Origin of the sequence: Streptomyces sp. NPDC091281 (genome assembly GCF_044757425.1) — a bacterium.
In the GTDB taxonomy this organism is placed as follows: domain Bacteria; phylum Actinomycetota; class Actinomycetes; order Streptomycetales; family Streptomycetaceae; genus Streptomyces.
In genome coordinates this window covers 113,232-134,851 of the sequence record NZ_JBIVUY010000003.1, presented here as the reverse complement: position 1 = coordinate 134,851, position 21,620 = coordinate 113,232, and the positions used below count along the sequence as shown (strand labels likewise).

Annotated in this window: 7 protein-coding genes; 5 read left to right on the top strand and 2 right to left on the bottom strand. The window is 76.0% G+C overall.

Translation table 11 applies throughout. The annotated features are described in order from the left end of the window. Positions 1-79: 79 nt before the first annotated feature. The 3 genes from ACIQPQ_RS09435 to ACIQPQ_RS09425 all read left to right on the top strand — a co-directional run bounded on the left by ACIQPQ_RS09435 (position 80) and on the right by ACIQPQ_RS09425 (position 16,165). Complete coding sequence (locus ACIQPQ_RS09435; RefSeq protein ID WP_401301887.1) at positions 80-12,562, top strand: amino acid adenylation domain-containing protein; 12,483 nt, start codon at positions 80-82, stop codon at positions 12,560-12,562. A 310-nt stretch (positions 12,563-12,872) separates the two neighbouring features. Continuing rightward, positions 12,873-13,745, top strand: a complete 873-nt coding sequence (locus tag ACIQPQ_RS09430; RefSeq protein ID WP_401301885.1) for an SGNH/GDSL hydrolase family protein — start codon at positions 12,873-12,875, stop codon at positions 13,743-13,745. Positions 13,746-13,897: 152 nt separating this feature from the next. Then, positions 13,898-16,165: a hypothetical protein gene (locus tag ACIQPQ_RS09425; protein WP_401301883.1), complete on the top strand. Its 2,268-nt coding sequence runs from the start codon at positions 13,898-13,900 to the stop codon at positions 16,163-16,165. 35 nt (positions 16,166-16,200) lie between these two features. Here ACIQPQ_RS09425 and ACIQPQ_RS09420 read toward each other — a convergent pair whose 3' ends face one another. After that, positions 16,201-18,354, bottom strand: a complete 2,154-nt coding sequence (locus tag ACIQPQ_RS09420) for an FUSC family protein (RefSeq protein WP_401301880.1) — start codon at positions 18,352-18,354, stop codon at positions 16,201-16,203. Between the two features lie 241 nt (positions 18,355-18,595). Between ACIQPQ_RS09420 and ACIQPQ_RS09415 the strand changes: the two genes are divergently transcribed. After that, entirely contained in the window at positions 18,596-19,570 is a 975-nt protein-coding gene (locus ACIQPQ_RS09415) for an ADP-ribosylglycohydrolase family protein (protein WP_401301877.1), read from the top strand. On the opposite strand, the gene ACIQPQ_RS09410 is transcribed toward ACIQPQ_RS09415, so the two are convergent. Beyond that, a complete protein-coding gene (locus ACIQPQ_RS09410) occupies positions 19,550-20,413 on the bottom strand; it encodes a helix-turn-helix domain-containing protein (protein WP_401301874.1) in 864 nt (287 codons plus the stop codon). The genes ACIQPQ_RS09415 and ACIQPQ_RS09410 overlap by 21 nt on opposite strands. 137 nt (positions 20,414-20,550) lie before the next feature. On the opposite strand from ACIQPQ_RS09410, the gene ACIQPQ_RS09405 reads away from it, so the two are divergent. Next, positions 20,551-21,615 (top strand): FecCD family ABC transporter permease, encoded by a 1,065-nt coding sequence (locus tag ACIQPQ_RS09405; protein ID WP_401301871.1) that lies wholly within the window; start codon positions 20,551-20,553, stop codon positions 21,613-21,615. The last annotated feature ends 5 nt before the right edge of the window (positions 21,616-21,620 follow it).

The following is a 21,620-nucleotide window of genomic DNA, read 5'->3' as shown; positions in this document are numbered from 1 at the left end:
CGAGCCACTACCCTTCCCTTTCCGCCCCGGTGCACGACCGACGGCGGCCCGGCACGCCCACGACCGCTGAGAACGGACGATGAACGAGAACACCCTGTGGAACGTCCTGCTGAGCGCGGCCGCGGAGGCACCCGGCCAGACCGTCGTGCACGTCCGCGGCGACGACACCGAACACGAGGTGACGCTCCGTCAACTGCTGGGCCAGGCACGCCGGATCGGTGGCGGGCTGCGCGCGGCCGGACTCCGCCCCGGCACCCTCGTGCCGCTCGTCGCCGACCGAGGCGAGGACTTCCAGCCGCTGTTCTGGGGCCTCGTCGCCGCCGGACTCGTCCCGGTGCCGCTCGCCCCGGACGCCCACCGCGTCCGCACCGTCCGGGAGCACCTCGGCGGGCCGCCCGTCCTCACCGACCGCACCTGCGCCCCGCTCCTGAGGGACCTCCCCGCCGACGCCACCGTGCTCCACGCCGACGACCTCACGGACGCCCCGGAACTCACCGAACCGCCCCGCGGCACACCCGCCGACCTGGCGTTCGTGCAGTTCTCCTCGGGCAGCACCGGCATACCCAAGGGCGTGGAACTCACCCACGCCGCCGTGACCGCCAACCTCGCGCAGATCGCCGCCGCGTCCGGCCTGGGCCGCGACGACGTGGTGCTGAGCTGGATGCCGTACTTCCACGACATGGGCCTCATCGGCACCCACCTCGCCCCGCTCGCCGCCCGCGCCCGGCAGGTCAGGATCGAACCCCTCACGTTCGCCCGCCGCCCCGGCCTCTGGTTCGAGACCGCCACCCGGCACCGGGCCACCCACCTCTCGGCCGCCAACTTCGCGCTCGCCCTCACCTCCCGCCGTCTCACCGACGCCGACATGGCCCGCCACGACCTCTCCTCCGTCCGCCGCCTCCTGGTCGGCGCCGAGCCCATCTCCCCGTCCGTCTGGCGGGACTTCGTCCACCGCACCCGCCCCGCCCTACTCGACCCGAGCGCCCTCCAGCCCGTCTACGGCCTCGCCGAGGCCACCCTCGCGGTCACCTTCCCCCCGCCGGGCGAGACCGCCGTACCCGTCGCCGTCGACCGCACCGCCCTCAGCGGCGGCCGCGTCGTGGACGCCGACGCCACGGCCGATGCCGCGGACACCGTCGAACTCATGGACGTGGGGCTGCCGTTGCCGGACACCGAGGTGCGGATCGTCGACGACTCCGGCCGGGTGCTCGGCGACCGGCGCGCCGGACACATCGAGGTCCGCGGGCCGCAACTCGCCCGCGGCTACCACGCGTTGCCCGACGCGACCGCCGACACCTTCGCCGGAGGCTGGCTGCGCACGGGCGACCTCGGCTTCCTCAGGGATGGCCGGCTGTGCGTCAGCGGCCGCCACAAGGACGTCCTCTTCCTCAACGGACTCAAGCACCACGCGCCCGACCTGGAGGACCTGGCCGCCACGACGCCCGGCCTGCCGCCCGGCGCGGCGGCCGTCGTCGGCTCCACCGACCCCGCCACCGGCGGCGAACGCGTCGTCGTCTTCGTCACCTGGGCCCGCCCGCCCCGCACCGCCCCCGAGGTCCTTGCCCAGGTCGCCGCCCGCGTCGGCGAGGCCCTCGCCCACGACGACGTCCGCGTGATCCCCCTCCCGCCCGGCGGCTTCCCCCGCACCACGAGCGGCAAGCTCCGCCGCCACACCCTGCGGGAACGGTTCGAGGCGGGACGATACGACGCAGACGTCGTCGTACGAGGGCGGGGCTGCGCGGCGTCCGGGGGGACGGAGGACTCTCTGACTCTCGCGCCCACCCCCGGCGCGGTGCCGCGTGCGCGGGCCGACGTCGAACGGGTCGTGCGGGGCGTGTGGGCGCGGGTCCTGGACCTGCCCGAGACGGAGATCGGGGCGCGGGACGGCTTCCGGGCCCTCGGCGGCACCTCGCTCAAGGCGATGGAGGCCCTTGCGGCGATCGAGGACGCCCTCGGCGTACCGCTGGAGACGAGCGCCCTCCGGGCGGCGGCCGGGGAGGACACGGTCGAGGCGGTCGTCGAGCACATCCTGGCTGGGGCTGGGGCTGGGGCTGGGGCTGGGGCTGGGGCTGAGGTCGGGGGCGGGGGCGGCGCGGATGCGGTTACTCGTGCGGGTGGCGGTGGTGGTGGCGTGGGGCGGGGCGCCTCCGGTGGGCCGGTCGCCGTGATCGGGCTCGCCTGCCGGTTCCCCGGCGCGGACACCCCCGAGGCGTACTGGCGGCTGCTCGCCGAGGGCCGGGACGCCGTCACCCGCGTACCCCCGCACCGCTGGGACGCGGACCCCGGCGGCGGGCCGGGGGAGGCGCCGCGCTGGGGCGCGTTCCTGGACGACCCCGCCGGATTCGACGCGGCGCGCTTCGGCGTGACCGACGACGAGGCCCGCACCCTCGACCCGCAGGCCCGCCTCCTGCTCGAACTCGCCCACGAGGCCCTGGAACGCGCCGGATACGCCGGACCCCGGCGCCGCGCCCACCGCGTGGGCGTCTTCGTGACGAGCGGGGACACCGGCTACCGCGAGATCCTCGACCGGGCCGCCCGCGACGGCGAGCCGCTGCCCGCCTCCGCCCTGACCGGGAACCTGCCCAACCTCCTCGCGGCCCGGATCGCGCAGACCTTCGACCTCGACGGTCCCGCCCTCGCCGTGGACACCGCCTGCTCCTCCGCCCTGGTGGCGCTGCACCTCGCCCGCCGCAGCCTGGCCGACGGCGAGTGCGACATCGCGCTCGTCGGCGGCGTCAACCTGCACCTCACCCCCACCGCGCACCGCATGCTGCACGCCGCGCAGGCCCTGTCGCCGACGGGCCGCAGCCGTGCCTTCGCTGCCGACGCCGACGGGTTCGTGCCGGGGGAGGGCGGTGCCGTGCTGGTGTTGCGGCGCGCCGACGACGCCCGTCGTGCCGGTGACGACCTGTACGCCCTCGTTCGCGGCACCGCCGTCAACAACGACGGCACGTCGCTGAGCCTAATGGCCCCCAACCCGGCCCGTCAGCGCGAGGTCGTCACCGCCGCCTGGACCGCGGCCGGGGCCGACCCCGCCGACGCGACGTACGTCGAGGCCCACGGCACCGGTACGGCGCTCGGCGACCCCGTCGAGCTGAAGTCCCTCGCACACGCCTTCCCGCAGCGTCCCGACGGGCGCCCCCGGCTGGTCGGTTCCGCCAAGTCGAACATCGGCCACCTGCTGAACGCCGCCGCGCTGCCCGGCCTGGTCAAGACGGTCCTCGCGCTGCGACACGGCCAGGTCCCGCCCTCGCTGCACGCCGCCCGGCCGACACCTCTCGCCGCTCACTGCGGCTTCGAGGTGCCCGGCGCACTCGTCCCCTGGCCCGCGGCACCCACGCCCGGTCCGCGCCTCGCGGGCATCAACGCGTTCGGCTTCGGCGGCACCAACGCCCACGCCGTCCTGGAAGAGGTCACCGAACAGCCCGCTCGCCAGGCCCGGTTGGAGGGCCAGCAGTCGGGGGCGCACCTGCTCGCGCTGTCCGCCCACTCGGCCCCCGCGCTGCGCGACCTGGTCCGCGGCCTGTCCGGCCACGTCGCGGCACACCCTGGCCTCGCGGAGGCCGACCTGTGCCTGACCGCCGGGACGGTCCGGGACGAGGACCGGCACCGGCTCGCCGTGGTCCTCGACGGCGACGCGGGCGAACAGCTCAGTGCCCTCGCCAAGTCCGCTTGCGGAGACGGCGAATGGACGGAACGGCACCCGCCGAAGGGCACGGGCGCCTTCGCCGCCGCGCGCCGCCGTCGTCCCCGCGTGGCCTTCCTCTTCCCCGGCCAGGGTGTCCAACGTCCCGGCATGGCAGCGGAGTTGTACGCCACCGCGCCGGTCTTCCGGGCGGTGCTGGACGAGGCCTCCGGCGCCCTCGGGGGACCGCTGTACGGCCGTACGCTGACGCACTGGTGCACCGATGCCGACGTCGATCCCGCCGATCTGGCCCGCACCGAGATCGCCCAGCCCGTCCTGGTGGCGTACGGCGTCGCGCTGGCGCGCCAGTTGGGCTCGTGGGGTGTCGCGCCGGACGCCGTCGCCGGGCACAGCGTCAGTGAGATCACGGCCGCGTGCGTCGCCGGTCTGCTGTCGCTGCCCGACGCCGTCCGGTTCGCGGCCGAACGCGGGCGGGTGATGGCCGAGTCGACCGCACCCGGCGCGATGGCCGCCGTACGGGGCGGCGAGGACACCGTGGCCGGGCTGGTCGCCGCCTCGCCGGGCACCCTCGCCGTCGCCGCCCGCAACGCCCCCGGCCGACTGACGCTCTCCGGAACCGTCGACGCGATCGACCACGCGGTCACCGAACTGACCTCCCGCGGTGTCCCCGTACGCCGGCTCGACGTCACCCGCGGCTTCCACTCGCCCCTGATGGCCCCGGCCGCGCGGGCGGTGGAGCGGGCCGCCGAGGCGATGGCTTCCCAAGAGGCGCGTACCCCCCTGCTCAGCACCCTCACGGCCGACTGGCGGACCCGGCTCGACGCGCCCCACTGGCGCGAACACGTCTTGCGCCCGGTCGAGTTCGGCGCCTCGGTCGGACGGCTGGTCGCGGACGGTTACGACACGTTCGTGGAGATCGGGCCCGGTACGGATCTGCCGGGCGCCGTCCGGCTGGCCGCGCCGGGGCCGGGTGACGTGACGGTGTCGTCGGCCTCATCCGCCTCATCGGCCTCATCCGCCTCATCCGCCTCGTCGGCCCCGCAGTCCGGGGTCACCGCGCTCTCCGCCCTGCCGCCGCTGGACGCTTCCAGCCCTCGGACCGCGTACAAGGAACTCCTCCGGACCGTAGGCCGGTTGTGGACGCTCGGCGTTCCCGTGGACCATGCCGCCCTGGCCCCGTCGGGCCGCCGTGTCGCGCTGCCGACCTACCCCTTCCAGCGGCGGCGGCACTGGCCCACGCCCGACGCGGCACGGCTGCTGCACGAAGTCCTCTGGGAACCGGCCCCTGCGGGAGACGGGCGAGGTTGCGCGCCGGTCACCCGCGTCACCGGACCCGACGCCGAAGCGGTGCGCGACCTGACGGAGCGCCTCGCCGGGCACGGGGTGCCGGTGTCGTCCGGCGGCTCCGGCGTGTCGGATGCCCTCGACGGTTCGGGGCCCGTGGACACCGTCATCCACCTCGCCCGCCGGAACTCCGACGACAGCGCTGCGACGACCTCTCCTGCGCTCGGTGAACTGCGCGACGCGCTCAGGGAATTCGACCGTCTCGGCGCCTCCCGGCTCCTGCTTGTCACCGAGAACGCGCACCGGACCAGCGAGGACGGGGGAGTGCGGGGAGAGGTCGGTGGGGCCACCTCCGCGTGCGTGACCCGTCCCGGGCAGGCCGCGTTGGTCGGGCTGGCCCTGGCCGTGCCCGAGGAGACCGGCGGCGCGCGCGTCACTTGCGTCGACCTGTCCACCACGGACCCGCTGGACAGACAAGTCGCTCAGATTCTCGTCGAGTTGACCGCCCCTGAAGTCGAGCACCCCGCCTGCTCGGTCTTGGCGTGGCGGGGTGGCGCCCGCCTCACGCGTTCGGTACGGCCGCTGACCGTGGCCATCGGCACCTCGCGTGAACACCGCACCCTCCCGGCCGACGGTGTCTACCTGATCACCGGAGGCGCGGGCGGCGTCGGTGCCGCGCTCGCGCGCGACCTCGCCGGACACGGCAGGCCCACCCTCGTCCTCATCGGCCGCACCGCCGAACCGCCCGCCGCACTGCTCGCCGAACTCCGCGACCTCGGCGCCGACACCCGCTACCACCCGGCTGACGTCACGGACGGCGCGCGGCTGGACGCCCTGCTTGATCCCCGGCACGGCATCGTGCCGCGCGTCGACGTGGTCGTGCACGCCGCCGGTGTCGTCGTACCGGGCTCCTTGCGCGGCACCGGCTCCCGGGACACCGAACGGGCCCTGGCCGCTAAGGCGGACGGAGCGCGCCTGCTCGCCCGCGCGCTGCACCGCCACGGCCACCGTCCCGGCGTGTGCGTCGCCCTCTCCTCCGTCGCGTCCGTCGTCCCGGGCACGGCCGGTGCTCTCGGTGACTACGCTGCGGCCAACGCCCACCTCGACGCGTTCGCGGCGGCCGAACGGGCCTCCGGACGGCCGTGGTTGTCCCTCAACCTCGACGCCGTCGCCCGTACCGGACTCGCCGCCCCCTTCGGCGACCGCCCGCCGGTCACCGCGGGACGCGCGCCGCTGACCCCGGCCGAGGCGCTCGCCGCGCTCCGGATCGCCGTGTCCGTCGACACCGCCCAACTGGTGGTGGCCGACCTCCCGGCCGTTCCGCCGCCCTCCGTCATGTCGGAAGCGGCCGGGACGTGGAGAAAGGCGTCGGTCGGCGCCCGCCCGGCCGTGCCCACCGCGTCCGCGTCCGCGCCCGCCCTCCGTCCCGGGGCCGAGGCCACGGCCTCTCTCCTGCGCGGCCTCCTCGCCGAGGCGCTTCGGCTCGATCCCGAACAGGTCGACCAGGACGAGGCGTTCCTCGCGCTGGGCCTCGACTCCCTCGCCGCGGTCGACCTCGTGAAGCGGCTGGAGCAGACACTCGGCCGCTCCCTGCCGACCACGCTGTCCTTCGAACACCGCACCGTACGGGAACTCGCCGCCCACCTCGACGGCCTCCCCGCCGCCCCCGAGGCGAAAGCCCGTCCCCAGGACCGTCCCCAGGACGACCACCCCCGCCACGACGACCCCCGTCCGCGGCCCTCCCGAACAGGCGCGGACCCCGATCCCGAGAACGCGACCGCCCCCCTCACCCCCGTCCAACTCGCCCTCCACACCGGCAGCGTGCTGTACCCCGCCACCCCGGCCCGCGGCTGGGTCCGGCAGACCGTCACCGGACCGCTGGACACCGACGCCCTGCGCCGCGCCCTGGTCGCGCTCACCGAGCGGCACGCCATGCTCCGGATGCGCGTCGACACCGGCGGCCCCCTCCCGCGCCAGCGCACGGCGCCCCCGACCGACCCGGACAGCTGGTTCGCGGCACGGGAGCGCCCCGAGGTCGCGTCGGACCCGTCCGTTCTCACCGCGCTGGAAAGGGAGTTCGCGAACCGGCCGTACAACCTGACCTCCCAGCCCCCCTTCCGGACCCTGCTGGTCAGGGAGAGCGCCGAGGTCGCCCACCTCGTCCTCGCGGCCCACCACGTCGCCGCCGACGGCTACAGCCTCCACGTCCTCTGCACCGAACTCTGGTCGCTCTACACTGACTTCGCCCTCGGCCGCACCCGCGCACCGCTGCCCCCGACGGCCGACTTCCCCACGTACGCGTCGGACCTGGCGCACCACACCGCGCCGGACGCCGACCTTGCGTACTGGACGGACCGCCTCGCGGGTCACACCCCGCTGCCCCTGCCCTACGACGGCCCCCACGACGCCTCGGCCGACGAGGACGGGCCCGGTCCGCTGGCCGTCCTCGCCGACACCCTCGACGCCGACCTCGTCACCGCACTCGGCCGGTACGCCGCCGACGCCCACGTCTCCCTCTTCCACCTCCTCCTCGCCGCCTACGCCCGCTGCCTCACCCGCTGGAGCGGACGCGCGGACGACGTCACCGTCAACGTCGCCCGCGCGGGCCGCCACGCCCGGACCCCCGGACTCGGTCACCTGGTCGGCCCCCTCGCCGACACCCTGCCGCTGACCTGCACCGCAGCCCCCGACGAGCCGTTGTCGGACACGGCTGAGCGGGTGCGCCTCGCCTGGCTGGACAGCGAGCGCCACGCGGGCGTCAGCAGCCTCGACCTGGCCCGCCTGCTCTCCGCCGACGGCACCGGCCCGCGCACCGTGAGCCCCGCGAGCTTCAGCCTCGCCCGCTTCCCGACGGCCCCCGACGCCGACAGCCCGGTGACCGTCCGGCCGACGGCGGCGGGCACCGGCTCCGCCGCCACCCGGCTCAGCCTGCTCTGCTGGGAGGACGGGCCCCTGCTCCGCCTGTCCTGGAACACCCCCGAGCGGCTGTTCGCCCCGGCCACGGTCGCCCGCTTCGCCGCCGAGTACGCCCGAGAGCTGCGCACGGCCGTGGCACCGGACGTGTCGAACGCGGACCAGCGGCCAAGAGCAGCCGAACGTAGCGAGGTTGCCGCCGCGCGCGGTGAGCGGGCGACGATCGTGGGCCGCCTGCTGGAGCGCTTCCGCGCCACGCCCACCGCGCTTGCCGTGGACGACGGCCGCACGTCCCTCACTTACCGCGACCTCGACGCCGCCTCCGGCGCACTTGCCCGACGGCTGCGCGACCAGGGCGTACGCCGTGGTGACCTGGTCGGACTGCTCACCTCGCCGGGACCGGACACGGTCGTCGCGGTCGTCGGCATCCTACGGGCGGGAGCCGGCTGGGTCCCGCTGGACGCCGAGCACCCGCCCGCCCGGCTCACCGAACAGACCACCCGCTGCGCGGTACGCGCCGTCGTCCACGACGACCGCACCCACGACACCGCGCTCACCCTCACCGGCCTCACACCGGTACCGAGCCGCGCACCCCTCAACAGCCGCCCACAGCAGGAGAATCCGGCCGACCGTCTGGCGGACGCCGACCCGGCCGGTGCGGCCGAGCCGGCCGAGGCGGCCGATGCGGCGGCGACCGCGTACGTCATCTTCACCTCCGGCTCCACGGGCCGTCCCAAGGCGGTCCCCATCTCCTTCCGCGCGATGGAGAACTACCTCGACTGGGCGGTCACCACCTTCGGTTACGGCCCAGGTGACCGGCTCGCGAACACCTCGTCCCCCTGCTTCGACGCCTCCGTAAGGCAGTTGCTCGCACCGCTGCTCAGCGGCGGCACGGTGGTGACCGCCGACCGGGACCTCGTACGCGACCCCGAGCTGCTGCTCGGACACATCGAACGCGCGCGGGTCACCGTGTGGAGTTCGGTGCCGTCGCTGTGGGAGCGGCTGCTGACCGCCGCCGAGCACCGCGCGCGGCGCGGCGAACCGCTGCCGGACCTGTCGGCGCTGCGCTGGGTCCACGTCGGCGGCGAGGCGCTTCGGGCCGACTGCGTGCGCCGTTGGTTCGACCTGTTCGGCCCCGGACAGCGCATCGTCAACCTCTACGGACCGACCGAGACGACCATCAACGCCACCTTCCACGTCGTCGACACCCGACCGGCCGCCGACGTCACGACGCTGCCGATCGGCCGCGCCGTCGCCGGTGCCGAACTCCTCGTCGTCGCGCCCGACGGCGAGCCGGTGCGGCCCGGCGGGACGGGGGAACTGCTCATCGGGGGAGTGGGCCTCTCCGCCGGGTACCTCGGTGAACCCGGCCTGACCCGCGCCGCGTTCACTGAGCGGCACGGCCGCCGCTGGTACCGCAGCGGGGACCGCGTGGAGGTGCTGGAGGACGGCGCGCTGCGCTTTGTGGGACGCCTCGACGACCAGGTCAAGATCCGTGGGCACCGCGTCGAACCCGGCGAGGTGGAGGCCGCGTTGCGCGCCCGTCCCGAGGTCGCCCAGGCGGTCGTCCTCGCCGACGGGGGACGGCTCCTCGCTTTCGTCACGCCCACCTCCGTGCCTGGGCGCGACCCGGCATGGGCCGCCGAACCCGGTGCGGATTCCGGTGCGGGCCGCGGTGGGGCCCCGGTCGCCGTCCGTCCGGACGCGGTCGCGCTGCGGCGGCATCTGGCGGCCACCCTGCCGCCGTACATGATCCCCGCGCGCGTCGCCGTGCTGGACACCATGCCGCTCACCGGCACCGGGAAGACGGACCGGCGGGCTCTGTTGAGTCTTCCGGAGGCCGCATCGCACCGCGCAGCGGCCGATGCGGCGGCCCCGGAGACCCCACGGGAGCCCGCTCCCGGTGCCGGGAGCGCCACCCGAGACCGCCTCGCCCGCATCTGGAGCGACGTCCTGGGTGTCGACCGGGTGCGGCCCGAGGACGACTTCTTCGACCTCGGCGGGGACTCCCTGCTGGCGCTCCAGGTGTTCGACCGCCTCGCCCGGTACGGCGGACCACTGCCCCGGCCGACGGCCGTCTACCGGCACCGCACCCTGGCCGCGCTCGCGGCGGCCGTCGACGCCGCCCGCGCCGACGGCAGCGGTGAAACCGCGACCTTCACAGGGGAGTTGGATGGTCTCAGGGACCACACCGCTCCCTACCCCGTCACCCCGAGTCAGCGCGGCTTCCTCCTCGCGGAAGCCCTCGCGCCCGGCACCGGAGGCGCCTGGCTGACCCGCGTGCGGCTCACCGGACCCCTGGACCGGACGCACTTCCAGTCGGCCGTGGACACCCTCGTGGAACGGCATCCGATGCTCCGCACCGTCTTCCCGGCCGGTGCGCGGCCCCCGGTCCAGCAGGAACTGCCCGCGTCGCTGCGCCTGCCCGTCGAATTCGAGAACGTGGCCGGGCCTGGGGAGGTGGAACAGCGGGTCGCCGAGGAGCGCGGGCGCCGCTTCGAGCCCTGGGCCTGGCCGCTCCTGCGGCTGCGCGTGCTCACCCTCACCTCGCGCGACCACGTCCTCGTGGCCCACGCCCACCACCTCATCGGAGACGGCTACAGCGCCACCCTCTTCCTCATCGAACTGGGCGCCGCGTACGAGGCGTTGGTCCGGGGCGCCGACCTTGACCTTCCCGCCCCGCGGGGCACGTTCCGCGACCACGCCCTCCGCCTCGCCGCCGACAACAGCGCTCCCCACGGCCCGGCCGACCTTGCCGCCGCCTACACCAAGCCCGTGCTCCGACGGCCCCTCCCCGACGACGACCCCGTCCCCGACGACGACTCCGCCGCCCTCACCGCCACCGGCAGTGCCACCGGCACCGATACCGAAAACGGCACCGTAGGCTTCCGCACCCACGCCTTCACGCTCGACGCCCCCACCACGGGCGCGCTGCGCAAACTCGCCGCCGAGGCGGGCGCCACCCTCTACGCGCCGCTGCTCACCGGCTACCACCGCGCGCTGACCGCGCTCACCGGCCAGGAGGACCTGATCGTCGGCCTCGCGGTGTCCGGGCGCGACCACCCCGTGCCCGACATCCACCGTGTCTTCGGGCCCTTCGCCACCGCCGTGGCGGTCCGCCCCGCCGGACCCGGCCACGCGACACCCTCCACCGGAGGGTTCACCGCGCACCTGCGCCGAGTCGTCGAGGCGACGGTCGATGCCCGTACCCACGAGGACGCCGTCCCCCGGGACGTGACCGGACTGCCGCTCACCTCGCAGTTCTTCTTCACGTTCCTGGACTTCACCGCACTCGGAACACCCGAAGGTGACGTTTCTCTGATGGTGCGTCAGGACGTCGACGCGGCGGACGACTTCACGCCGCCGCCGTCCGGCACGGACGTGTTCCTCGCCGTACGGCCCGAGGGCGAGCGGCTGCGGGTCACGGTACGGGGCTCGGCGGCCGTCTTCGGCCCGACCGAGCTGACCGCCTTCGCGGACTCCCTCCGCGACACCCTCCTCGATGCCGTACGCACGCCCGCACCCGTCCCCGCCTCCCACACCGCCTTCGTTCGCGACCCCGCCGACACCCCCCTCGACGCCGCCCTGGTCGGCTACCTCCCCGCCCCCGCCCACCTGGCCCGTCTCGTCGGCGTCCCGGCGTCCGGGCGGGCGCGGGAGGACATCCGGCGGCTGCTCTTCCCGGACGGCGCGCCGCGCCTCCTGGAGACCACCGCCACCCCGCTCGGCCGTTCGGGATTCGTGGCGCTCCCGTTCTTCGCCGACGAACTCGCCGGACTCACCGCCGACCGGGCCCTCGTGGCGCACACCGCCCGCGCGGTCGACACGGCCGCCGGACACGGCGCCCGCTGCGTGTCCCTGGCCGGGATGATCCCGTCGCTCACCGGCTACGGCTTCGACGTCCTGCGCGCGGTACGGGCGCCCGTCGCCGTCACCACCGGACACGCGACGACCGTCGCCTCCGTGGTGCGCACCGTGCACGCCGCGCTGGACGCCACCGGCCGCGACCTGGCGCGGAGCGTCCTCGCCGTCGTCGGGCTCGGCTCCATCGGCGCCTCGTCGCTCGAACTCCTGCTCACACTGGCCGAACGGCCGCCCGCCCGGCTGCTGCTGTGCGACCTGCCCGGCAGCGCCCCGCGCCTGCGGGACCTCGCCGACCGGCTGCGGGCGCGCGGCCTGGCCGGGGACGTCACCGTGCACACCTCGCACCCCGGGGGTCCCGGACGGGGCGGGGTGCCGGACGCCGTCCACGCCGCGGACCTGATCGTCGCCGCCGTCAGCGGCGCCACCGCCGTCCTCGACGTCGACCGGCTGCGACCCGGCACGATCGTCGTCGACGACAGCTTCCCGCACTGCTTCGACACCGGCCGGGCCCTGGACCGGATGCGGCGGCGGCGCGACGTCCTGGTCGTCGGCGGGGGACTGCTGACCGTCGGCGCCACCCGGCGCCACCCGGCCGCCGGTCTGCCGTCCGTCGTCACCGACACCCGCGTCCTCGCCCAGCACCTCCTGGACGACACCCTCGCGTCCTGCCGCGCGGAGTCCCTCCTCCACGCCTCCGGCGCGGACGTCCCCCTCGTCCACGGCCTCGTCGACGCCCCCACCGCCCTCGCCCACTGGAAGGCCGTCGGCCGGGCGGGCGCCTCGGCCGCGCCCCTGCACCTCCTCGGCCACGTCCTCGACGCCGACCTGCCCGCGGAGGTCCGCGCACACCGCTGACCCGCCGTCACACCTCCGCAACGCCCGCCGAGGCACCGCCCGTTCGCCTGATCGGGCGGAGTTTCGGCGTGGAGGCGAGAACTTCGGTCAGCCAGGTTGACGCCACTCCGTGACGCCTGCACATTACTAATCGGTAGAACCCTCAAGTAGCCGTATCTTCAGGTCACTCGGCGCATCACCGCCCGAGTGACCCCATTCCCCATGTTTCCCCCCCACCCCTGCTCGAGCCGCTCCTTCCTCGTGACCGTGCGCCCGCGGGCACCGCGCCGCCCGCCTCCGCCGTGTCCCCCCTCCCGAGAATCGAGAGCACATGCCGTACTCCCCCCTGCGCCGCTTCACGGCCGCGGCACTCGCCGCCGTCGGCGCGCTCGTCCTCGGCCTCACCGGCACCCCCGCCCAGGCCGCCGCACCCCTCGACTACGCGGCCCTCGGCGACAGTTACAGCGCAGGTTCCGGTGTCCTGCCCGTGGACCCCACGCCCCTGATCTGCCTGCGCTCCAAGGCCAACTACCCCCACGTGATCGCCTCCCGCACGGGCGCCCGCCTCAAGGACGTCACCTGCGGCGCCGCCCAGACCAAGGACTTCACCAACTCCCAGTACCCCGGCGTCGGCCCGCAGGTGAACGCCCTCGGCACCGGCACCGACCTCGTCACCCTCACCATCGGCGGCAACGACAACAACACCTTCGTCGGCGCCGTCACGGCCTGCGCCACCGCAGGCGTCCTCAGCGGCGGCCGGGGCAGCCCCTGCAAGGACCGCAACGGCACCTCGTTCACCGACGAGATCGACGCCAGCACCTACCCCGCCCTCCGGTCCGCGCTCGCCGCCGTCCGCGCCAAGGCGCCCAACGCCCGCGTCGCCGTGCTCGGTTACCCGTGGATCGTGCCCGCCACCGCCGACCCGTCCTGCTTCGCCAAGGTCCCCGTCGCCTCCGGCGACGTGCCCTACCTGCGCGGCATCCAGGCCCACCTCAACGACACCGTCCGCCGCGCCGCGCAGGAAGCGGGCGCCACCTACGTCGACTTCGCCACCGCCTCCGAAGGACGGGACGCCTGCGCGCCCCCCGGCACCCGCTGGGTCGAACCCCTCCTCTTCGGCGGCAGCCTCGTCCCCGTCCACCCCAACGCCCTCGGCCAACGCCGCATGGCGGACCGCACCATGGACGTCCTCGGCCTCTCCTGACCGACGCCCGACGGCCTCCTGACCCACCGGCCCGCACCCCTGGGCGGGCCGGTGGCAACATGCCGACGGCACAGACCAAGTGACGACGTCGAAGATCACTCGTTTGACCGTACGAACGGAATCACCCCCGTCCACCGGAAGAGCGAACGATCATGTCGAAGCGTCGTACGGCGCCCCAGCACAGCGGCCTCCGCCTGCTCGATGTCGAGCACGCGGAGGCCGCTCTCGTGGAGCACTACGCCCAGTTGGTCCGTCTCGTCTACGTCACCCTGCCCCGCCGCTCCGGCCGCCACGGGCGGGTCCTCACCGCCCACCGCGTCGTGCAGGGCACGCTGCCCCACCGCGGGCTGGCCATACCGGGTCGCACCCCGGAGCCCGCCGACGGGACCGGCACCCCCGGCGCCGTCGAAGGCGCCGACGCCTACGACGCGCTGCGCACCCGCGCGCTGCGGGCGGCCCGCGCCCACGACACCCGCTCCGGACGGCCGCTGGCCCGCCCCTGGGCGCGCCGCAACCTCCCCGCCGTGTGGGGGCTGCGGGTCTTCCCCCAGTCCGGCGGCGCCGACGAACTGCTCCTGGACCGCGCCCTCGCGGAGGCCGACTGGCCGGTCCGGGCCGCCTTCGCCCTCCTGCAACTGGAGCGGCTCCGACCCGACGAGGCCGTCCGGGTCCTGCGCGACACCGGAGTCGACGACCCCGAGCGGGCCCTCGAAGCCGCGCACACGCTCGCCGCCACGACCACGCCCGCCGACCTCCCGGCACCCGAGCCGCCCCGGCCACCGGCCGTACCGGCAGCCGGATCACCGGCCGCTCCCGCAGCCGACGCACAGCCGTCGACACCCCCCGACGCCCCCACCACCGCCCCCCGGTCCACCCCCGAGTCCGCGGCCGACGCACCCCCCGCGCCGCCGCACGTGCCCTCCGCCGCTCCCGCGAGCGACCCCTCCGCCGACCGGGCCGACCCTGCCGGGCTCCCGCCCGCACCGCCGGACCCCGACACCGACAGCGACGCGGACCGGCCCGCCGACCCCCCGGCTCCCGTCCTCCTCGCCGCCGAGTTCGACCCCTGTCTCCTGCACGCGCGCCCCACCGACCTCCTGCGGCGCAGGCACCGGATGCGTGCCGCCGGGACGGCCGCCCTGCTGCTGACCGCCGCCGTCACGGCCGCCGCGCTCACCCTGCCCGGCGTCACCGACGGCGGCGGGGGTGGCGGTGACCGTGCCGTGGACGACGGGCGGCCCGCCCCCGTCTCCCGCGTCACCCGCGTCGACCAGCTCGTGCGCACCCCGGCCGACGTGTGGGCCGACACCGCCCGCGTCGACTTCACCGCCTGGCCCGCCCGCGGCGCCCGCGCCGGGGACCGGCCGCTCCTGGCCCGCGCGCTGAAGGCATGGGCGGACCCGGCGTGGCGGGGACGCCGTACGGCGGAGCCCGGAGCCGCCGCCACCGGCACCGGACGGCCGCCGCACCTGCTGTACGCCGCCGACGTCGACGGCCGCGCGGTCGTCGTCCTCCAGGACGGCCTCACCACTGTCCGCTACAGCGAGCCCCTGCGCGGCGACACACCGCCCGAACTGGTCGCCGCCCTCACCGACGGCGCCGACGTCACGACGGCCGCCGCCCTCGTCGTCTCCCGCACCCCCGACTCCGTACGGCTGCTGCTCGCGCCGTGGATCGCGGAGGCCGGCGTCCGCGACCTGCTGGCACCCGACACACCCGTCCGTGCCGTCGAGCGCTCCGACGACGGCGTCACCGCCCCCCTGCCGCTGCCGCCCGCGGCAGGGGAGTGCCGCAGCCGCCCGGTCGTCCAACTGCGGTCCTCCGCACGGATCGTGGAGGACCACGCCTTCCTCCTCGCCGACCTCGGCGGCCTGTCGCCCGCGCACCTCACCTACATGCCCGCCCCGACCCGCGGCGTCCGCCCGCGCCCGCCCCAGGAGGCCACCGGCCCGGCCGGACTCCAGGGCTGGGCGCGCGGCGCCTGCCGCCTCGACGGGCTGCACGACCAGGGCGTACGCGCCGTCAACCACTGGGTGTTCGCCACCCAGCCGCTGCCCGAACGCGCCGGACAGGGCACCTGGGTCTGCGCACGGGCCGACACCTGGCGCGGCCCCGGACAGGTCGAGTACCTGTTCCTCGGCCCCGACGGCGGCCCCGCCCGCCCCGCCGGGGTACGGCGCGACACCGCCGAGTGCAGCCGCTTCGGTCAGGACGTGCTCGCCGACACCCGCTGGCGGGCCCCCTCCGGTTCCTGGTACCTGCTCGCCGCGGGCAGCCGGTCCGTCGCCCGCGTCGAGACCGACGCGCCCCGCCGCGAGGCCGCGGACGGACGCTTCCTCGCCGTACGCGCCGACGAGGGCACCCGCGCCGAGGTCAGGGGCCGCCTCCCCGACGGCAGCGAGGTCCGCGCGGCCGGATGACCCGCCTCGTCAGCCTGGGGCCCCGGCGCCCGTTCTCAGGCGGGCGCCGGGGCACCGTCGCGCCGTACCGCGTGATCGGCGGCGCCCGCCTCCAGGTCCGCCGCCAGCGCGCGCAGCCACACCTCCACGTCGGTGAGCAGCGGCAGCAGGTGGGCGGGGACCCGCGCGGCCACCGTCGGGGGCAGCGGAGCCGGGCGGACCCGGACCCCGCCCGCCGGGAACGCCGCCGCCCGGACCGTCGCGTCCGCCAGGTCCTCCGTCGCCTCGCGCGCCCAGCGCAGCGCGGCGGGCGGCACCTCGGACATCCGGTCCGTGCGGGGCAGCCAGTAGGCGCCGACCATGGCGCGCGCACCGTAGTTGAGCACGGCGAGCCAGTCGTGGTCACGGTCCGGGGCGGACGCGGCGGGCTCCGTGCGGTACTGCGCGTAGGCGGCCTCCGCGATCCGCAGCCGGTGCAGCGTCTCCGCCGACCGCCCCCCGGGCGCCCGCACCGTGTCCGCCGAAGAAGCCGCCTCCGGCCGTACGGCGGGCCCGTCGCCGCCGGTCACCGCCGCCGTGGTCGCCCGTACCACCGGCGCCGCGGACCGCAGCAGCGCCGCCATGCTGTACCGGATCTCCGCGCGCGCCCCCGCGGGCCACGCGATCAGCCCGCACAGCAGACCGACCGCGCTGCCGGTCAGCACGTCGATCAGCCGGGCCTCCGCCAGCCGCCACGTCACCGGCGCGATCTGCGCGAACGCCGTGGACACGACCAGCGTGAACAGCCCCTGCGCCCAGGCCGGTCCACCCAGCGGCCCCAGCGTGAACGCGATCAGCATCATCGGCACCAGCAGGACCGCGTACACGTCGGTGGCGCCGCCCGCGCCCACGATCAGCAGCCCCGCCGCGAACGCCCCCGCCAGCGTCCCCGCCGCGGCGAGCCGCACCGCCGACCAGGTCGCGCCCGCCGTGGTGCGCCCCAGGGTCAGCACCGCCAGCAGCACCCAGAAGCCGTGCGACAGGTCGAGCGAACCGGCCACCAGCCGCGCCAGCGCCAGCCCGACCGCCGTGCGCAGCGCGTTCTGGAAGACGACCGAGTGCCGCGTCAGATTCCCCGACACCCGCACGAGCCACAGCCGCACCGTGCCCGACGCCGCGTACCAGAACTGCTCGCGCGGCAGCCCGTACAGCGTCCGCCGCCCGCCCAGCGCCAGCACGGCCGCCGTCCGCACGGTCACCGCCGACACCGCGGCCGTCAGCACCGTCGACTGGCGCGTCAGCGTCCCGTGCGGCACCGGCACCCGCCCCCCGGCGGCCCTGCCCCGCGCCGCCAGGAACTCCGCGACCATCTCCTCCAGCAGCTCCGGCCCCCCGCACGGCCGCCCCCGCCGCAGCGCCGCCGCGCTCCGCGCGCAGTCGGCCGCCACGCCGCGCAGCAGGTCCGCCGCCGCCGGGTCGGGACGCACGGCCGCGTGCCCGGCCAGCACCGCCAACTGGTCCAGCAGCCGCCGCGTCGCCGACCCGGCCTGCGCGAGCGCCCGGTCCGCGCGGCCCGCCCCGGTCGGCCGGGCCCCGGCGGGCGCCTGCGAGAACCGCAGCCCCCGCCCCACCTCCCGCAGCCGCACCGCCCCCGCCGGGTCCGACCGCCCGTCCCGTGCGATCCCGGCGGACGCCCCCGCCGCCACGTCCAGCGCGTCCGCGATCCGCCCCCGGTACGACGGCTGCGGCGCGTCCGGGAACAGCACCTCCAACAGGGCGAGCAGCGCCCCGCCCACGGCCAGCCCGACCAGCCGCTCCGGCAGCGTCCCCGGCTCGTACGGCGGGAAGCAGGCCAGGATGTAGAACAGCTGGAGCCCCGGCACCGTCCCCGCCAGCCGGGGCCCGCACGCGATCCCGAACGTCAGCGCGAACCCCACGACGAGCATCCCCGCCACCGCCGCCCACGTCGTCACCGCCAGTACGGTGCCGAGGGCGACCAGCGCGGCGGCGAACGGCAGCGCCCGCAGCACCGTCACCGCCCGCCCCCGCCCCGCACCCGGCACCGGCGACAGCACCCCGAGCGCGATCGGCGCGAACAGCGCGTACACCCCCGCCACCGGCCGGTCCAGGAGATACAGCGCCGGATAGAACCCGGCCGCCGCCGCGACGGTGACATGCGCCGCGTGCCGCCCGGAACGCGACACCGCGGCGAGCGACACCCGGCCCGCCATGAACACTCCTCTCCGCGACCGCCCCACCCCCGACCCGCACACCCCGACCAGCCGGCACACACCGCACCGACCGCCCGGAGGCGACCCCCACACGGCCCCTCCAGTGTCGCGCGGCTCGGCTCGTCGCGCGGGGCGGGAGGAGGCGGGGCGGGTTCTGGCCGGGGGAGAGGCCCGGAAGCGATCCGGGCAGGCAGGCGCCCGTCCCGTCGGCTCGCCGACGACCGGCCGGTAGCCTGCGCGCATGGACGGCGTGGACGGCATGGACCGGGCGGTGGGAGCGGTCGTGGGTTCGGCGGTCGGGGACGCGCTGGGCGCACCCTTCGAGTTCGGGCCAGAGGGCGCCTTCTCGGCCCGCTTTCCACGGCCGGGAAGCGGCGGCGAGATGTGCGGCGGGGGCGGTTGGGATCCAGGCGAGGCCACCGACGACACGCAGATGGCCGTCCTGGTCGCCGAGTCGCTGGTCGAGCGCGGCGCGCTCGACCCGGCCGACGTCTTCGACCGGTTCCGGCGCTGGGCGGCGGCCGACCCGAAGGACATCGGCCTCCAGACCGAGGACGTCCTCACCGGCGGCCTGCCCTGGGACCGGGCCGCCGACGCCCACTACCGCACCAACCTGCGGGCGGCGGGCAACGGCTCCCTGATGCGGGCCACCCCCTCCGCCGTGCACTTCGCCCCCGCCGGACGCGCCGCCACCCGCGACGCGGCCCGCCGGATCGCCGCCCTCACCCACGGAGACCCCGCCCCCCGGGAGGGCACCGCCCTCTTCCACGACCTGGTCCGGGTCGCCCTCGCGGGCAGCGACCCCGTCGCGGCCGTCCCCGACGCGCTGGCCCACGTCCCCGCCGACCAGCGCGCGCGGTACGCCGCCGTCCTCGCCCCGGACTGGCATCCCGACCGGGCGACGGAGTTCAACGGCGCGGTCTGGCCCTGCCTCGGCTCCGCCGTCTGGGCCCTGCGCACCACCACGACCTTCGAGGACGCGCTGCGCGCCGCCGTCGACCTCGGCGGCGACACCGACACCGTGGCCGCCGTCACCGGGGGCCTCGCGGGAGCCCGCTACGGCCTCGACGCGATTCCCACGCGCTGGACCGCGCCCCTCCACGTCCCCCTGCCCGGCTCCGGCGGTCGAGTCCTGCGCCTGCCCGACCTCGTACGGCTGACGGGTCGTCTGGTCGACCGCCCCCCGGAGGCCGCCCTACGCGTACCGCTCCTGTGACTCCCGTACGTACGCCCCCGGGGTGCGGCCGAAGTGGCGGCGGAAGGCCAGGATGTAGCCGTTGGCGCTGACGAAGCCGACGCGGGAGGCGACGACGCTGACCAACTGGCCCTGGTCCAGGAGGGGCAGGGACTGGTTCAGCCGGAGGCGGGTGCGCCACTCGGAGAAGGCCATGCCGGTCTCCGCGCGGAACGCGCGCCGCAGACTCGTCGAGCTGGTGTACAGCTCGGCGGCCCACTCCGTGGCCGTACGGGCGTCGTCGGGGGACTTGGTGAGCGCGCGGGCCACCGCCAGCGCGGCCGGGGTGATGGGCTGCGGCAGCGGCAGGCTGTCGGGGTGGGCGGCCGACAGCGCGGCGAACACCTCGGGGTCGTCGTGCTCCGCGCCCGAGGTCCGGGTCCGGCCGAGCAGCAACAGCCGCTGCTGCTCGGTGACGTTGACGGGTGTGGGCCGCCCGGTGTGCAGGGCGAACCGTTCCGCGTCGAAGTTCTCCACCACGATCAGCGCGTCCGGGCTGAACCGTGCCCCGTGTTCGATCCCCGCGGGGATCCACAGCGCCACCGACGCCGACAGCTCGTGCTCGCGGCCCAGCGCGGACACCGTGATCCGGCCCAGCGCCGGGTACAGGAACTGGTGGAAGGTGTGGACGTGCGGCGGGTGCCCGCCCGCGGTGACGAAACAGTCGTCCACGAGCACGGCCTGCGCGGGACCACCCCCCGGCGCGGTCCCGGCGGACCCCGCCGCCGTACCCGGAACGGGCCCCGGCACGGCCCTCGACGCCGCCCCGGAACGCCCCGCGGTGCCCGTCACGTCACGGACGCTGCGCAGAGTTCTCGTGGTCATGTACGCCCCCATTGTTCGTGTGCGAGGCCCAATCTGACCTCTCGCTGCGATTGCTCCGGTTCCGCCATTGGACCGGCCTTCGCGTTGGTAAGGCTAACCTAACCTCTATTGAGCAGGTGAGGAGCCCCAGAACCGTCATGAAACAACTGGCCCCGCCGACGGTGCCGGCGCCCGAGGCCGCCCCCGAGGCCGTCCCGGCGCGCACCCGTGCGGCACGCGGCTCGACCGCGCTGGTCGTGGCCGTCCCGATCCTGGTGGTGATCGCGCTCGCCAGTGTCGGGCTCGGCGCCCGCGACATCTCGCCGACGGAGATCGTGCACATCGTCCTGGACCCCTGGGGGTCCGGCTACAACCACGACGTCCTGTGGACCGAACGCATCCCCCGCACCCTCCTGGGTCTCGCGGTCGGGGCGGCGCTCGGCGCGTCCGGGCTCATCATGCAGGCGGTGACGCTCAATCCGCTCGCGGACCCGGGCATCCTCGGCGTGGAGCAGGGCGCGGCCATGGCCGTCGTCCTCGGCATCCTCTACCTGGACGCCCAGGACGCCAGCTCCTACTTCTGGCTGGCCCTGGTCGGTTCGGCGGGCTCCGCCGCCCTGGTGTACCTGATCGGCACCCGGACCAACGCGGGCAGCAGCACCGTCGGGCTGGTCCTCGCCGGTGTCGCGGTCGCCGCCGTCCTCGCCTCCCTGGTGACCCTGCTGGTCGTCCGCGACGAGGCCGTCTACTCCTCGCTGCGCTTCTGGTCCACCGGCCAGCTGTCCGGGCGCTCCCAAGTGCTCGACGAGATCGCCCCGTTCGCCGTCACCGGGCTGCTGCTCGCGCTGCCGCTCGGCCGCACCCTCAACATCCTCGCCCTCGGCGACGACACCGCCCGCGGTCTCGGCGTCCGGGTCGAGCGCGCCCAACTCGCCGCTGCGACCGTCGCGGTGCTGCTGTGCGCCGCCGCCACCGCGGCGGTCGGCCCGGTCGCCTTCGTCGGCCTGGTGGCCGCGCACTGCGCGCGCCTGCTGGTCGGCGCCGACCACCGCTGGGCGCTGCCGCTGGCCATGACGACCGGCGCGGGCCTCCTGGTCGGCGCGGACACGGCGGGCCGACTGGTCCTGGACCACGGCGAGATCCAGGTGTCCGTGATGACGGCCGCCGTCGGCGTGCCCTTCTTCGTGTGGCTCGCCCGCCGCCGCGACCTGGTACGGATGTGAGCCGC

What these genes read in the sequence shown, in the direction of transcription:
- ACIQPQ_RS09435 (WP_401301887.1), top strand. Translation starts at nt 80, where the DNA reads ATGAACGAGAACACCCTGTGGAACGTCCTGCTGAGCGCGGCCGCGGAG.
- ACIQPQ_RS09425 (WP_401301883.1), top strand. Translation starts at nt 13,898, where the DNA reads ATGTCGAAGCGTCGTACGGCGCCCCAGCACAGCGGCCTCCGCCTGCTC.
- ACIQPQ_RS09405 (WP_401301871.1), top strand. Translation starts at nt 20,551, where the DNA reads ATGAAACAACTGGCCCCGCCGACGGTGCCGGCGCCCGAGGCCGCCCCC.
- ACIQPQ_RS09420 (WP_401301880.1), bottom strand. Translation starts at nt 18,354, where the DNA reads ATGGCGGGCCGGGTGTCGCTCGCCGCGGTGTCGCGTTCCGGGCGGCAC.
- ACIQPQ_RS09415 (WP_401301877.1), top strand. Translation starts at nt 18,596, where the DNA reads ATGGACGGCGTGGACGGCATGGACCGGGCGGTGGGAGCGGTCGTGGGT.
- ACIQPQ_RS09410 (WP_401301874.1), bottom strand. Translation starts at nt 20,413, where the DNA reads ATGACCACGAGAACTCTGCGCAGCGTCCGTGACGTGACGGGCACCGCG.
- ACIQPQ_RS09430 (WP_401301885.1), top strand. Translation starts at nt 12,873, where the DNA reads ATGCCGTACTCCCCCCTGCGCCGCTTCACGGCCGCGGCACTCGCCGCC.